Genomic DNA, 15,048 nt, shown 5'->3' with positions numbered 1-15,048 from the left:
TATAAAAAGAAATCGTGTGCCGATAGAAGTCGACACACGATATTTTTGACTATCAATAGTAAAGTTATTCCCAGCCGGGATTTTGCTTCAAGTTTCTATTCTTATAAAGCTCGGCATTGGCAAAAGGATAGAAATACAACTTATCTTGGATGTCATAGGTAGTCAAAGGCAGACGCTCGTAACTGAGTTTGCCGTCGCTACCCTTCTTAATCTCTACCTTATAGATGTTCTTCATCTCGTCGAGAGCCTTCCAACGACGCAAGTCCCAGAAACGTTGTCCCTCGAATGCGAACTCTACTCGGCGCTCATTGCGAAGTCGTTTGATGAAAGCTTCCTTCGTCATACCCTTGGGGAACTTAGGCATCTTGACTTCCGGACGCTGGCGAACCATATTGACAGCCTCGCAAGCCGATAGCGTAAAGCCGGCCGGAGTTGCGTCTGGCCCATAGGCTTCGGCTGCTGCTTCAGCGTAATTGAGCAATATCTCGGCGTAACGCATTACTACCCAGTTGTGATGGAAGTTTTTGGTTGTCTGTCCGGCTTCAAATGTTACCTTGTTATTTACGTACTTACGCAGATAGTAACCCGTGGTAGTGGCATTGAGGAGGGGCTGTCCGTTCTTTCCCCCTATAAAGGTTTCGACAGCTTCTTTAGCTGGCCATTTATCACCATTACATACAATCGTCATCTTCATACGAGGGTCGCGACTCTTGTAAGGATTGGCTGCGTGCGCAGGATTATTCCAATCGAAGACATCGCCATTGGCCATCTCGTAGGCATCAACAAGATTCTCGGTGGGGCAAGTGTTACCATTACCCTTGTTCACACCAATAGGGAAGTTGTTCGACTCGAACGATGTGGTCTCACCACCGGGTACACACATGATGACTTCGCTGCTTTGGTTGTTGGTCGGACCAAATAGATTGTTATATTTACTATCAAGTTTGTAGCCGAATTCGGACGACTTGTCAATGACATCGTAAGCCGCTTTGGCAGCATCTTCCCACCGCTTCACATCTTTATTAGGATTGAAGAGCGGACTGGCCAAATACAACGTTGCACGCGATTTGAGCGCCAATGCCGTACCTTTACTTACACGTTGCATGTTGGCAGCGGCTCCGGGAAGCGTGGTAACCTTAGCAGGTAACTTCTCAGCAACAGCCGTACATTCGTCGATAACGAACTTCAATATGCTCTCAGCATTGGTAGGTTTCACGGCAGAAGCTTCTTCGGCACTTAATGTCTTGGTGACAAGTGGCACATTACCGTAACGCTTAGCCAATTCAAAATAGTAGAAAGCACGCAGCAATCTTACCTCATGCTCATAATTCAGATAACTATTATAGGTGTCTTGGAAACCATCAGAGTTCTTCCAATCGTCGTATGTCAGTCCCAAACAGTTCTCCAAATAGAAGTTGGCATCGTGTATTGCCTGATAATAATCAGAGAAAACATCGTCGACAGTACGGTTTGCCGACCACGAACCATTAACGAAACGCTGCACATTAGCAGTGGGATAAACATGTATAGCATCGTCGGTTGCCGCATCTTGTAGGGCTCCTGAAAGGCCTGTCAGGCCATTTGGCAAGTAGGTATATACTTGTGTACAGAGCTGATACACGCGCGACGGGTCGTAGAGTATCTCATCTTTATCGTAGTAGGTCGACTCGCTTGTATCAAGAAAGTCGCAGCTTGTGAACGCTGTGGCAAAGAGCAAGCCTGCCATCAGCGTAGGGATATATCTTTTTTTCATAATCCTCATTGTCATTAGAATGTTAAGTTGAAACCGATAGCATAGCGACTCATCGATGGATGACCGGTACCCATATTCTCAGGATCCATCACTTTGATATGGTCGAGGCAGAATAAATCGTAGCCACGAACATAGACTTTGGCACCGTGAACACAGCGCAGAGACTTCAATTGACGTGCATTGAACTGGTAATAGAGTTCAAGTGTGCGCAGCTTGAAGAACGAACCATCCTGCACCCACAACGAGTTAGTGACGTAATTGTTGCTCGAACCTGTCGATGTGAGGCGTGGATACTTGGCCATCGGATTCTCGGCTGTCCAGCGATTATTGTAATATTCGGTCGAAACAGTGCGGTTGTTGTACAGCGGCCAATAGATGCTAGGCGTGCTGGCCAGCACACTCCTGTTGCCAACACCTTGGAACATGGCGAAGAGACCGAATCCCTTATATTCCAAATTCAAGTCTACAGAGTAGTAGATTTCAGGGAAATTGCTATAACCTATGGCCATTTGGTCGTGAGCATCGATTACCTTGTCCCCATTAAGGTCTTTGTATTTCAAGTCGCCGGGGCGTACTTCAGACAGCGTCTGCTTGACACCGCGGTTGTCAATCTCGTCCTGATTCTGATAAATTCCCTCTACTACATAGCCGAAATACTGTCCCATGCGCCCGTTGGTACGGTAGAGATAGTCGTAAGGACGATACTCTTCGTTCTGCTGTACAATCTTGTTGCGTGTAAAGGTGAATGTTCCGCCAAACGAATACTTAAAGTCTCGGCTGCCATCTGTCCAATGAATGTCGGTCTCAATGCCCTTATTGTCAACTACACCAGCATTCTGTTTCGAGATAGGACTACCGAAGATAGACGATACTTTACCGTTGGCTCCAACGAGAATATCTGTACGGTGATCGTAGAACAGGTCGAGCGTAACAGCCAAATGACGGAAAGCGCGAAGGTCGAAACCTAGATTCCACTTGTGAGATTTTTCATAAGTAAGGTCGGTCATACCCACTTGTGTAAGCTTCAGACCACCATCTTTCTTCGGAGTCTTGCCGAAGAAGAAGCCTCCACCGTTACCATACATATCTATATATAGGTCGTTATTGAAGTCGGCAGCACCTGAAATACCATAGCTAGCACGCAGTTTCAAGAGGTCGATGGCAGTGTCTTTCATGAAATTTTCTTCAGAAATGAGCCATGCCGCACCCACTGATGGGAAGATACCCCAACGATGTCCGGGAGCAAGGATGCTCGAAGCAGAACCCGTCAACGACAAGTCGGCAATGTAGCGCTGCTTGTATGAGTAGTGTACTTGCCCCACGGCGTCGATGAAAGCATAAGAAGTATTCTGCCCCTTAGCCGTAAGTTTATCCATGGAATATTGCAATGTGCTCTTTAAAGCATGGTCGCCCCAAGTACGATCGAACTTAGCAAAGGCTCCAAGATAGAAGTGATTGCGCGACGAACCTACCGAACGGCTGAAACTAAGAGCTGTTTCGTTGCGTAGATTCTTATACGAATAGCTCTTATTTGTCCAATCATAATCGGTCTGTTCGTAACCATAATTGCGCGTGTTGCTGTCCCAATAAGAAGCCATATTATCCAATCCTACACGTACTCCCACCGACAAACCGGGCAAAAGTGCATCCAATCGATGCACAATATTCATGTCGGCATAGAGGTTTCGCTGCTGTGAACGAGCGTAACCGGTACCCGAAATCATGGCAACGGGGTTGGTTCCGATGTCTTTCGTACCTGCCCATATACCGTTCTCATTGCGAATAGGGAACGCACCGGCAGGCACATTATACAGCGCATTGAAAATATTGGCAATGCTGGCTCCGGGTCGATTGTGCTCAGAGAATGCTCCGAAGATATTCAATTGCAAGTCGGTATTACGATTCAAGTGAATATCCAAGTTGCTACGCACGTTAAGATTAGAGAACTTAAACTGCGTAGAATAACCGCCATTGTCGTTCACCGGCTTCAGAATACCATCGTCATAAAGGTAATTCAACTGCGTGAAATACTTCACAAACGAACCACCACCGGTCACAGAGAAGGTGGCATTGTGACCATTACTATAGTCACGTAGCGACTCGCCCCACCAATCTATATTGGGATACATGCCCGGAACGCTACCATTTTGGAACGCAGCCAGTTCGTCATCATTGTATCGTGGTGTGAGACCATCGCTTACTCTACCCTCGTTCAGAGCCTTGGCATAGGTGTAACTATCGACCAACTTCGGCGTACGGAAAGGCTTTGCCATGTTAAACTCGTACGAGAAGTTAATCACAGGTTTCCCTAAAAAGCCGCGTTTTGTCTTTACCAAGACCACTCCATTGGCTCCACGCATACCGTAGAGAGCCGTAGATGGAGCGTCTTTGAGAATGGTTACCGACTCAATCTCATCGACAGAAAGCTGTCCGGGGTCACGCTCGAAACCGTCAATCAACAACAATGGTGCATTTGCATTGAGCGTATTGCGACCTCGAATGGTCAATCCTGCAGAGGTCTCCCATGCAGTTCCTTGACTTTGCAACGATTGAAGACCGGGTATCAAACCATAGAATCCGTCACGAGGATTGATGCCTTTACGATGCGAGAGCATCTCTTTGGTAGTAAAGGCAGTTGCTGTGGTCGACTCCTTTAAGTCGAACGAGAGATTACGTCCGTACTCGATGGGATATGAATCCTTGCTACGCTGCAGACTATCGGTCTGTGTCTGAGCCTGCAAGGGAAGGGATAACGGCAGGGCTATCAAGCCTACCAGATATGTTTTGAATGTCATATTACTATTCGTTTTTGTTAGAATGGAATTACCAACCGGGATTCTGAACAAGTCCATATCCCTTGCTTACTTCTCTTGAGGGGAAAGCACTGAGGCACATACGAGGCTGCCATCCGGTCTTCCACCAACTACGTGAGTACTTGGTCAGTTTGAAGGGAACGCACTCATAAGCCCTTGTCTTCTTATGACGATACACATGCAAGCCGTGCAACTGCGTCTCGAAGACATCGTATTTTTTCCATCTGATGAGGTCGAAGAAGCGTACTTCCTCGTAAGCGAACTCTACAGCACGCTCGTGAAGGAGAGCTTCGCGGAACTCTTCCTGTGTCATGCCCGATTTCAATGGAGGCATATCGACACGCGCTCTTACCTTATTCACAGCCTCGTAAGCCTCCGGTGTGGGGCCACCATTGTATTCGTTGAGAGCCTCAGCATAGTTCAGATAAACCTCAGCTAGGCGTATGATAGGCCATTGTACGGGGCGGTTGTAAGCCGCGTTGTTGCGGTCGAGACCCCATTTACGACATACCAATCCCGTAATGATACTTAGATTATGAATCCTTCCTTGACTCCAGTCCTTACCCTTCGGATATTCTTTCTTCGGGTCATTGGGCTTTGGCTCCACCATATCAGCTTTACGTCCATTGTAATCGTCACCATCAAGGATGAAATTTTCGTACAGACGAGGATCACGATTTTTGAAAGGAGCTTTCTTATGTTTCGGATTATCCCAATTAAACTTGGTTCCATCCTTCATTTCAAACATATCGAAGAACTCTTTGGTGGGGCAATATGCACCCCAACGAAGTCCTTGATCGAACGTCTTATTGTTCTTCAACATAAGAATATTACGACGCGATGAAATGAGCGTCTCAGTGTTGCCACGATCAAAGTAAGCACTGGTATAAGCGTCACGCACCGACTTAATGCCGGGATCGCCATTCTCTACAAGCTTATAATAACCATTTCCACCCTTTTTCAATTCATCGAAGAAAGTCTTACAAGCATCGGCTGCTTGTTTCCAACGATTCTTATCGTAATTACCAAACCACGTCATCTTCTTCTCAGAAGCCTCACCCTCGGCAAACGGTGTAGGACTGTTGAAGAGTGGACTAGCCACAAATAGCAGCACACGAGTCTTCAAAGCCATGGCTCCGGCCTTGGTAAATCGACCGTCCCAGTTGCCCAATTCATCGGCAGGAATACTCCATGGGAAGTCTTTATTGGCTATGACAGAATCTAGAAGCTTCACGATAAAGTCGACCGTCTCTTGCAAAGTAGCACGCTTAGGGAACTCCGCATCCTCAGAAGAGAGAGCATGGTCGATGATAGGCATAGCTCCGTAGTGGCGCAGCATGTGCGCATAAAGCACTGCCACCATCATATCTGCCTCTGATTTCATGCGAGATTTCTCCGCAGCATCCATATCGGGAACGCGGTCTACATTCTCTTTGAAGAGCCAAGCGTGGCGCACAGCCGTCCAAATACCAGCCCTTGTAAACTGCATCTTGGTCACTCTGCCATTATCATTTGTATTGTCTTCTATCGATGCATTATAGAGACCGGGATAATAAGTCTTCCCCAACGACGACCAACCGATATTATCAAAATTCAAATCAGTAAGTCCTTCGATAGTACTCAAACACATCTGCGTGCGTCGACCATTGGTCTCCATACCGTAAGGCAGGTTCTCATAGCAACGCCAAAGCACACGACGAGCATACTCAGCCTTGCCAAATATCGTATCGATAGTAACGTCTGTGCTAGGTGGTTTCTGCAAAAAATCGTTTCCAATAGCTAGGTCTTCGCACGAAGCGGCGAACCCTGAGAGTAGCAGAGTCGTAACGATTGCTGCTGTATGTTTAAATAGTTTCATGATTATTTCGTTTTTAGAATCCAACTCTTAAGCCAAAGTTAATAACCTTCATCAATGGATATGCCTTACCATCGGGATTAGCTTCGGGATCACTGACTTTCAGATTGTCGAATGTAAGCAAGTTGTATCCCGACAAAGCCACACGCAACGAGTTCAGACGAAGCGCTCTCGTAATGGTCTTGGGAAAACTATAACCCAGTTCGACGTTCTTCAATCTCAAGTAAGAAGCATTACGCAACCACAGACTTGAGTTCTGATAGTTGTGCGATTTGTTACGGATAGAGATGGCAGGAGCCTTTGCGCTGTTTCCCTTTTCGGGTGTCCAGGCATCGTCTACCATATATCTCATTAAACTATAGTTGTCCATTTCGCCGAACGGAGTGCGATAAACAGAGCTCAACATACGCGAAGTCTGGAATGCACCGGCAAATGTAACGCTCAAATCAAGCCCACGCCAAGAGAATCCCATGTTCACACCGAGGGTGTAGCGAGGATAAATGGAATAGCCGATGTCGCGAATATCCTTTTCGTTGATGACTCCATCACCATTCAAGTCCTTAAATATCACGTCGCCGACAAGAGGGATATAACCGCTACCTTGGTCGGCAATGGCACCCGGCTTGCCCTTATTAGCAGCATAGTCGGCCACATCTTTCTCGGTGAAGTAACCGTCAAACACATAACCGAAGTTCTGACCGACAGGCTTTCCAGTCTGTTTCATCCACTCGTATTCATAGTTAATTTCGTCTTTGAACACGATTTTGTTCTTTGCATACGAGAGATTAGCACCTATATGATACTTAAAATCCTTGAAACGGTCTTGCCAACGCACGCTCACTTCGTAGCCGTGGTTGTCTACCTTACCCAGATTGACTGTAGGAAGTTGTACTGCCAAGTATCCGGGAATCACTCCACGAGAAATCAAGATATTGGTACGATGCTCGGTGAAATAGTCGAAATTCAAGCTCAATCGGTCTTTGAAGAGTTTCATGTCGATACCGAAGTTTTGCTTTACAGCCGTTTCCCAAGTTACGTCGCGGTTACCTATCTTACCTTCAGAGGCACCCTTGACCGATGTACTGGTGTTCACACCAAAGCTATACTGTCCGTCGACGATCTTATAAGTATCGGGCAGATAGAGGAAACGAGAGTTATCGCTCGTAATATCGTTACCCACCTTACCGTAAGAAGCTCTCAGTTTGAGATAGCCTACAACCGGTTTCAACGGCTTGAAGAAATTCTCTTCAGATACAATCCAACCCAACGAACCGGCCGGGAAGAATCCGAATCGATGACCTTTGGCAAAGTTTTCGGAACCGTTATAGCCCACACTGAAGTCTACCAAGTACTTTGTCATGTAGTCGTATGTACCTCTTCCCACGAAACCGATGTAACCACGAGGGATACCTATGAAGTTTCCACCGGGATAATACTTCATCGTCTGGTTGTACATAGCAAGACCCGACACGTGGTGAGGACCAAAGTTGCGCTTGTAGTTCAACGCTCCTTCAATGTACCAGTTGCGCGATAAGCCGTCGGACTCTTTAAAATCAAGTTTCTGATAGCTGGTAACCAACTTCAAGTCGGGCTTTCCGTCGGCATCAAGTATCGACTCATAGAGTGGTTCGCGACCTTCGCGGCGCTTATAGATAGTTACACCACTATTATATGCACCTTTCAAATGTACAGTCAAACCTTTGGTCAGGAAATCCAACTTCTGCGAAAGTTTGAAGTCAAAGTTCAACACATTATTAGCTGTAGTGGCATAACCCTTACCATAATAAGTGTTCAATGCATCCTGAAGGTTACCGATGGGCAACATTCCGGAGCCGATACGAATACGCTTTCCGTCTACAATACCTGCACCACTGAAAGGAGGCGAAGCATAGATATAGCGGTAGAGTGAGTTAATATCCTTCGTAGTACCGTCGTTATAGCAAGGCTCCTGTCGGTTACCAAAATATCCACCGAGATTCACCTGCAACGCCGTTGTCTTCGTTACATTTACATCCAAGTTCACACGATAGTTGTAACGGTTGTAGTTGAAACCTTTATCGTTACGATTCTTGAATACCTTAAAGTGGCCATCCTGAGTGAAAGCACTCAACGATGCGAAGTATTTCACGCGGTCGGTACCACCAGATATATTAAAGTTATGTTGTGTTTGGAGCGATGCTTTGCGCACTAACATATCTACCCAATCTACATCCGGATGGGTAAGCGGACTGCTATGCGTGCGGAATTTCTCCAAATCGTCGGGCTTGAAGGCTAGCATATCCTCGCCCACACCGTCGTGTATCTGAGCTTGGTTGTACTGACTTGCCCACTCGTAGCTGTTTACAAATTCAGGCAAACGAGCCGGAATCTGCCATGCCAAAGACGTAGAGAAGTTCATTTTGGGACTCTCCTTGCTACCACGCTTCGTTGTTACGAGGATAACACCATTGGCACCACGTACACCAAACACCGCTGTAGCCGACGCATCTTTCAATACTGTGATGTCGTCTACTTCGTTCGGGTCGATTTGAGAGAACGCTCTTTCCACACCATCAACCAATATCAACGGTTGAGAGAGTGATGTACTCAACGAACCTACACCGCGAATGAACAGCGCGGCACCGTCGGCTCCGGGCTGACCGCTACTCTGGATACTGGCCAAACCGGAAATTTTACCGGCCAACGCGTTCGACAAACTGGCTACTGGTGTCTTCAACAATTCGCCTTGATTGACAGATGCGAGTGCACCGGTAACGGTAACCTTACGTGTAGTACCGTAGGCAATCACCTGAACATCGGCCAATGCCACGGCGTCTTCTCTTAGATTAATTTTTAAAGGTACATTGTTTTTCACGACAACGGTCCTTGTCTCATACCCTACACACGAGATTTCGATTTTCGAACCCGGTTTCGCTTTGAGTCGGAAGTTACCATTAGCGTCGGTCACAGTTCCCGATTTGGCTCCTACCACTCTCACCGTAGCTCCTACAATAGCTCCCATTTCGTCTGTCACAGTACCTCGAATCTCAGTTAACTGATCGTTTTGTGTGATGCTATTCACAGGTTTCGGTGATGCATTTGCAGCAGAAAAGGGTAGAAATCCCATTGATAGCATCAAGATGCTACATTGAAAAAATCGTCTTTTCATTAGATATATTGATAAATTTAAAATATGTTCCCAGTTCCACTTCAATTCAAATTGAGAGGCCTAAAAACAGGTATTAGACATAATCTTTTTTGCAAATATAATAACCTAATACATATATTATATACCAATATCGTACAATAAAATACCAATATCGTACAAAACCGCATTCTCACAGTGGTTTACACACTATAAATAATCATATTTTTTACAAAAGATAGTACACAGTTATACTCTTCGGAAAGATGCTAACATCGTTATAAAAGGAGCGAAAATACGTATAATGAAGATAAAAACACCTTTCTAAAATACGAAAGTATGTAACATTTAAAAACGATAAAAGGGAGCAATCATACTATTGATTACTTTTCCCCCCCGCAACCGATGTCTCAACCATCTTCGTCATGAGGCACTTATCAGCCGTTTCCCTTCTACTCATATACCTGAATCTCCGGGTAGTGAAGCTCTCTACCAATTGAATCTTATCAATGATGCCGAACACGAATTACTCTATAATGAATTGCGTAGACAAATAGATGATGTGCTAGACACACTCCCCGAACGTTCAAAACAAATCTTTACGATGAGCCGACTTGAAGGTATGAAAAATAGAGAAATAGCCGAACAACTCGGTATCTCTATTAAAGTGGTGGAACGACATATCAGTCGTGCCCTCTCAACCTTTAAAGATTTTGCTGCTAATCAACCCGATATTGCCCTTATCTTATCCTTTATGATTTGGGGATATGGTAATTATTGAATTACTGCAAAGACTTCCCACCATCGCTGCATCGTCTCTTCAGCATTGCTGAATGGGCGGGGCAGTAAGGCTGAAAAGGCGCTGCAATAGCCCCACCCCTCCCTCCCCTTTTGGGGAGGGGAAATAAAAAGGGAAATAGGAGTTAAGTTTTTGAATTGATAAGTTTTTTATTTATAGGACTGAAAAGCGCCATTTCTATCTCCCTCTCCCTTTGGAGAACCATCGGTCATCGACCGAATTGTCGTTGTCGGCTGATCCGGTGCGACAGAAAATGAGGGAGATAATGGCTGGTGTGGGGCTTCTGTAGGGATGCGGCATGCCGCGTCCGCACGGAATTCATAGCTATCTTTATTCCACTATTGTAGTATATATACAGTTTGCTGACGTGACATGTCGCGTCCTTACGATTAATATTATATCATCAGACAATTTCAATATATGGGAACGAATACCATATATTTGTCTGAATAATAGCCTATTCATAGCTCATTACGGATTTATCAACAATCTGTTGAAAACTCTGTGGATAACTCATCTAATAATTCAAGGATAACTATGTGGATATCCACATCCTATTTAGTAGTCCCATTAAATCGTGGATATCCACATGTTTATCACGGTGATTTCAGTAAGTTTTCCACAGATATACGCCGAAAAAAGATATAAACTTATTAACTTTGTACGTAAATCAATAGTTTTATGGAAAACTATCGTAATATATTGATTATCAAAGAAAAGATATAAAACTATCTGTGTATAACCTTATGTAAAAGGTTGATAAGCAAAATAGCAAAAAATAAGGATAAAAGTTATCAACTTATCCACGCTATATCATACTCTTCATTTTCTCTTTTTTAAAAAGAAAGAAAAGGAAATATTATAATAAAGTTGTGTTGGAAAAGTCGACAAAAACAAATATCGAGTTAAGTGTCATTGTTCCTGTGTACAATGTGGAAGATACTTTAAATCGTTGTCTGGAAAGTATTGCCGGACAACAGATACTTGCTATGGAGATTATTTTGGTTGACGATGGATCTACAGACGGTTCGGCCGATATCTGTCATCAATGGAAGGAAAAGGATGATCGAGTCGTTGTGGTGCATCAATCAAATGCTGGACTGAGTGCAGCTCGTAATGTCGGCATCGCAATAGCGCATGGTCGGTATATTACTTTTGTCGATTCCGACGATGTAGTAAGCGATCATACTTATTCTCAATTGCTCAATATACTCGCGCAGCATGCTGAATACGATATGTTGGAATATCCTGTGTCGCTACATCATGATAGTGATGACCAATGTGTATTATCATTTCAAGAGGCTGTTTATACCGATATGACGATGTATTGGTTTCAGACCGAAGCTTATCGACATGCTTATGCGTGGAATAAGATATATAGAAAAAGTTTGTTTGATGATGTCAAGTATCCTGTAGGTAGATTGTTTGAAGATATCTATACATTACCTATTCTATTAAAGAAAGCATCGTGCGTGGCTACCACTTCACAAGGATTGTATGGTTATCATGATAATCCGAAAGGATTAACAGCATTGGCTGACGGAGCTGCTTATGAAGCATTGCTCGATGCCCAACTGAATGTTTTCAATGGTTTAGTGAATTATAAAGACTCAGAAGCATTGAGCCGTTATTATCTACACCTATTAAATATACAGATAACCGTGTGCCGGTTGACTGGTAAGCAGCCTATCCTTCTTGATTATCGAGCAAAGGTTTTGAATGAATTCAATTGGATAGGAAAGTTGAAAATAGTTTTGTTGCGCTTGTTGGGAATCAAATTTGTATGTAGATTGTTTAGTATTGTGAAGGTATGAAGCAAAAAATGAAAATACTTCTTATTGGTGAATACAGTAATGTTCACAATACATTGGCTCACGGATTGAGAGCTTTGGGACATGAGGTTACGGTCATGAGTGATGGTAATAATTGGAGAGATTATCCACGCGATATTGATATAACACGTCGACCGGGTAAATGGGGTACATTATGTTATATATTCAGACTGCTCAGTTTGTTACCTAAAATGCGTGGATATGATGTAGTACAACTGATAAATCCTGACTTTTTAGAATTGAAGGCAGAACGAATATTTCTGTTTTATCGCTATTTACGCAAATATAATAGGAAGATTTTCCTCGGTGCTTACGGCAATGACTATTACTGGGTGAACACTTGTTGTACCACGATGCCGCTTCGTTACAGTGATTTCAATATGGGAAAAGAACTTCGAAATACCAAAGATGCCCTCAAATTCAAAGAAGAATGGCTTGGAACGGAGAAGGGACTACTCAATAAAATGATTGCCGATGATTGCGATGGTATCATTGCCGGACTGTATGAGTATTGGGTTTGCTATTATCCGGAGTTCCCAAAGAAGACTACATTTATCCCTTTTCCAATTGTACCTTTGGAAAATGAGCCTGATTATACGGTTCATGAACCGCTTAAATTGTTCATAGGTATTGACCGAAAACGTTCGGAATATAAAGGAACAGATATCATGTTGCGGGCAGCAAAGGCAGTCAAGGAGCGTTATCCCAATCAAGTGGAACTACAGATAGCAGAAGATTTGTCTTTTAAGGAGTATCGGAAGCGAATGGATGGCAGTGATGTGATTCTTGATCAACTATATAGTTACACACCTTCGATGAATCCACTGGAAGCCATGAAGAAAGGTATTGTCTGTGTGGGAGGTGGAGAACCTGAGAATTATAAGATATTGAACGAAGAGGAATTGCGTCCCATCATCAATGTATTGCCTAATTATGAGAGTGTGTACGAGGCCTTGGAACAACTCGTTTTGCATCCTGAACGTATCTCACAATTAAAACGAGAAAGCGTGATATATGTGTGTCGACACCATGATTATATCAAGGTGGCACGGCAATATGAGGATTTTTTTCTTAGGAATTAGTGGGAGTTAAGAAGTTAGGAAGTTAAGCCAAATGCTTATAAACATGGTATTAAATCATACAAGAATATCAAAGACTCTATACATTTGGCTTAACTCTCTAACTCCTTTATTCCTTAACTTCTGATAATCTCCACTCTTTATTAAATTAAGTGAATTGTCCCTATATTCCAAAAGTTTGGGGTAAATTTGCAATTTAAACCGAGAACTATCCAATCATGAGTTTAACAAGTATTGTAGGAAAGGTTTTTCTTCCGCGTCAAAAATCTTTGGAACTTCATCAAGAGCGAGGTATGGATTTGCAACATGCAGTGTTGCAACAACTACTTCATCATGGTAAGGACACGGAATATGGACGGAAACATTTACTCAATCATACCCATACATACGAAGAATTTATAAAAAACGTACCGGTCAATACGTACGAAGATCTGAAAGAAGACATCGATCGGATGCGTCATGGAGAACCCGATGTGTTGTGGCCGGGTACAGTGAAATGGTATGCCAAGTCGTCGGGAACAACCAACGATAAAAGTAAATTCATCCCGGTGTCGTCTAACGGACTACACAGAATACACTATCAAGGGGGAAAAGATGTTGTGGCGTTGTATCTACGCAATAATCCCAATAGTCGATTATTTGATGGTAAGAGCTTGATTCTCGGTGGTAGTCACTCGCCAAACTACAACCTGCCCGGTTCGATGGTGGGCGATTTGAGTGCTATCTTGATAGAAAATATCAACCCATTTGCTAACTTGGTGCGTGTACCAAAGAAGCAAACGGCCCTATTAAGCGACTTTGAAGTGAAGCGCGACCGTATAGCTCGTGAGACATTCAACAAGAATGTTACCAATATATCAGGTGTTCCATCGTGGATGTTGAGTGTGTTGGTGCGTGTCATGGAGTTGAGTGGAAAGAAGCATCTAGAAGAGGTATGGCCTAATTTGGAGGTGTTCTTCCATGGAGGTATTGCTTTTACGCCTTACCGTTCGCAGTATGAACAATTGATAACATCGCCCGGTATGCACTATATGGAGACGTATAATGCCAGCGAAGGATTCTTTGGTATACAAGATAATCCACAGGATAAGTCGATGTTGTTAATGCTTGACTACGACGTTTTCTATGAGTTTATGCCAATGGATGAATTTGGTAGCGATAATCCTACAATTGTTCCGCTCGAAGGAATAGAAGTGGGGAAGAATTATGCTATGCTTATTAGTACCTCGTGTGGACTGTGGCGATATATGATAGGCGACACGGTGAGTTTCACAAGTAAGAATCCTTATAAGTTTGTTATCACCGGACGAACGAAGTATTTCATTAATGCTTTCGGCGAAGAACTCATCATGGATAATGCCGAAAAGGGTTTGGCGTATGCTTGTGAGCAAACCGGAGCAGAGGTATCTGAATATACTGCTGCTCCCGTATTCATGGATAGTCGGGCTAAGTGTTGTCATCAATGGGTGATAGAGTTTGCCAAAGAGCCGACCGACTTAAACAAATTTGGCGATTTGCTTGACCAAAAGTTGCAGGAACTCAATAGCGATTACGAGGCAAAGCGTTTCCACGACATCACACTACAACACTTGGAAATAGTGAAAGCACGTCCGAATTTATTCAACGACTGGTTGAAATCGAAGGGTAAGATGGGTGGGCAACATAAGGTTCCACGCCTCAGTAATACGCGAAAGTTTATAGACGAGATACTTGAAATACAAAATTCATCGGTCTACGATGCTGCTTCAAAGGTACAGTAAGAATAAGCAAAACCGGCAATACATATATATGAA

General features: G+C 43.8%; 8 protein-coding genes. 4 read left to right on the top strand and 4 right to left on the bottom strand.

Annotation, left to right across the window (positions count from 1 at the left end; all coding sequences use genetic code 11):
- Positions 1-64: 64 nt before the first annotated feature.
- From HMPREF3034_RS05210 to HMPREF3034_RS05195, 4 genes are read right to left on the bottom strand one after another with little or no spacing between them, the layout of a single operon-like run.
- Positions 65-1,753: a RagB/SusD family nutrient uptake outer membrane protein gene (locus HMPREF3034_RS05210; protein WP_036896268.1), complete on the bottom strand. Its 1,689-nt coding sequence runs from the start codon at positions 1,751-1,753 to the stop codon at positions 65-67.
- 14 nt (positions 1,754-1,767) lie between these two features.
- Positions 1,768-4,548: a SusC/RagA family TonB-linked outer membrane protein gene (locus HMPREF3034_RS05205; protein ID WP_062433802.1), complete on the bottom strand. Its 2,781-nt coding sequence runs from the start codon at positions 4,546-4,548 to the stop codon at positions 1,768-1,770.
- Positions 4,549-4,576: 28 nt separating this feature from the next.
- A complete protein-coding gene (locus HMPREF3034_RS05200; protein WP_036896205.1) occupies positions 4,577-6,424 on the bottom strand; it encodes a RagB/SusD family nutrient uptake outer membrane protein in 1,848 nt (615 codons plus the stop codon).
- 13 nt (positions 6,425-6,437) lie between these two features.
- Positions 6,438-9,569, bottom strand: a complete 3,132-nt coding sequence (locus tag HMPREF3034_RS05195) for a SusC/RagA family TonB-linked outer membrane protein (protein ID WP_036896206.1) — start codon at positions 9,567-9,569, stop codon at positions 6,438-6,440.
- Positions 9,570-9,924: 355 nt separating this feature from the next.
- On the opposite strand from HMPREF3034_RS05195, the gene HMPREF3034_RS05190 reads away from it, so the two are divergent.
- The 4 genes from HMPREF3034_RS05190 (at position 9,925) to HMPREF3034_RS05175 (ending at position 15,015) form a co-directional block, all read left to right on the top strand.
- Positions 9,925-10,326, top strand: coding sequence for a sigma-70 family RNA polymerase sigma factor (locus HMPREF3034_RS05190; RefSeq protein ID WP_062433762.1), 402 nt, complete (start codon positions 9,925-9,927; stop codon positions 10,324-10,326).
- Between the two features lie 890 nt (positions 10,327-11,216).
- Positions 11,217-12,158 carry a glycosyltransferase gene (locus tag HMPREF3034_RS05185; RefSeq protein WP_052052735.1) on the top strand — a complete coding sequence of 314 codons (942 nt, stop codon included), beginning with the start codon at positions 11,217-11,219 and terminating at the stop codon, positions 12,156-12,158.
- Positions 12,159-12,166: 8 nt separating this feature from the next.
- Positions 12,167-13,258 carry a glycosyltransferase family protein gene (locus HMPREF3034_RS05180; protein ID WP_036896276.1) on the top strand — a complete coding sequence of 364 codons (1,092 nt, stop codon included), beginning with the start codon at positions 12,167-12,169 and terminating at the stop codon, positions 13,256-13,258.
- 215 nt (positions 13,259-13,473) lie between these two features.
- A complete protein-coding gene (locus HMPREF3034_RS05175; protein ID WP_062433757.1) occupies positions 13,474-15,015 on the top strand; it encodes a GH3 auxin-responsive promoter family protein in 1,542 nt (513 codons plus the stop codon).
- The last annotated feature ends 33 nt before the right edge of the window (positions 15,016-15,048 follow it).

It is taken from the genome of Prevotella sp. DNF00663, from assembly GCF_001553265.1.
GTDB lineage: Bacteria > Bacteroidota > Bacteroidia > Bacteroidales > Bacteroidaceae > Prevotella.
This window is presented reverse-complemented; position numbering and strand designations above follow the sequence as displayed.